Source organism: Paraburkholderia sediminicola (genome assembly GCF_046026895.1).
Classification (GTDB): Bacteria; Pseudomonadota; Gammaproteobacteria; order Burkholderiales; family Burkholderiaceae; genus Paraburkholderia; species Paraburkholderia sediminicola_C.
In genome coordinates, this window is sequence record NZ_JAQQEU010000220.1 from 1 (window position 1) to 1405 (window position 1405).

Consider the following 1405-nt stretch of genomic DNA (forward strand, 5'->3'; position numbering starts at 1 on the left):
GTACGACTGTGTTAAAAAATAAGGCACTATTCGCTTATCTTCAAGTTGCCTGTGAGGAATGCGATGGGAATCTCAACGGAACGGTTTGAAGAATACGTGTCGCTGATTGCACAGACGCTTGGGCACGCCGATCGTGTCGAACCGTTTCGTGGTTACTGCACGGGGTTGCTGCTGCCGGTCAAACGTAAGAGCGTGGAGCCCATGGCAGCACAACTGGCGCCCACCCGGGTGCGCTCGGAGCATCAGCGCCTGCATCACTTCGTAGCCGACGCACCGTGGTCAGATCAGGCCGTGCTCGATGCGGTACGCGCTCATACGCTGGAGCGAATCAGCGCGCGAGTGGGCAAACCAGAGGCGCTGCTGATCGACGACAGCGGGTTCCCGAAGAAGGGAAAGCATTCGGTGGGCGTGGCCCGGCAGTATTGCGGACAATTGGGGAAACAGGACAACTGCCAGGTTGCGGTCAGCCTCTCGCTGGCCAACGAGCAATTCAGTCTGCCGGTGCGCTACCAACTGTATTTGCCGCAGAGCTGGGCGGACGACCCGGTGCGACGCGATCAGTGTAAAGTGCCCGAGGCGGTCGAGTTCGCCACCAAGCCGGCGATCGCCCTGCAACTGCTGGAAAGCATGGGCGAGCGTGAAGCGATGCCCGAGTTGGTGGTGGCCGATGCAGGCTACGGGGTGAACACACTGTTTCGCGAGCAACTCACGGCGATGGGTTTTACCTACATGGTCGGGGTGACCGGCATCGTCAGCCTGCAGTCAGAAGGACAGGCGCCGCTGCAGGCGAAAGACCTGGCCATGCAGTTGCCATCTCGGCGCTTTCGCACCCTCACCTGGCGTGAAGGGACCAACCGCGCTTTGTCATCGCGCTTTGCGGCAACACGGGTGCGTTGCGTCTCGCGCGAATCGCAGGCAAGAGAGGTCTCCGATGAGCAATGGTTGCTCATCGAGTGGCCCAAGGCCGAAGTCGAGCCGAGCAAGTATTTCCTGAGTACGTTGTCCGCTGACACGCCAATCAAGGAACTCGTGCGACTCGCCAAGCTGCGCTGGCGCATCGAGCGCGACTATCAGGATCTCAAGCAGGAGCTCGGCCTGGGGCATTTCGAGGGGCGCAGCTGGCGCGGTTTCCATCATCACGCGACGCTGTGCATAGCGGCTTATGGCTTTCTCGTTGCTGAGCGCCTGACGGCGCAAAAAAAAACTCCAGCCCATCGGCTATCCCGCGAAATGCCTGCCTTACCCAAAGGCTTCAGGCCCCGGGGCGCCCCTGCGTAAGCAGCGTCATGTAGCAGATTCCATCGCCACGTTGCGATTGGAACTCGCCGCAGCCTTGATGGCTTGCTTCGAAAGGTGCCCATGCTGCGGGCGACGAAACGAACATTTGTTAACACAGTCGTACTAG

At 60.1% G+C, this 1405-nt stretch carries 1 pseudogene; it reads left to right on the forward strand.

The features are described from left to right. Positions 1 to 63: 63 nt before the first annotated feature. A pseudogene (locus tag PQR02_RS40390) lies at positions 64 to 1275 on the forward strand (IS701 family transposase); the annotation flags it as partial. Positions 1276 to 1405 lie beyond the last annotated feature (130 nt).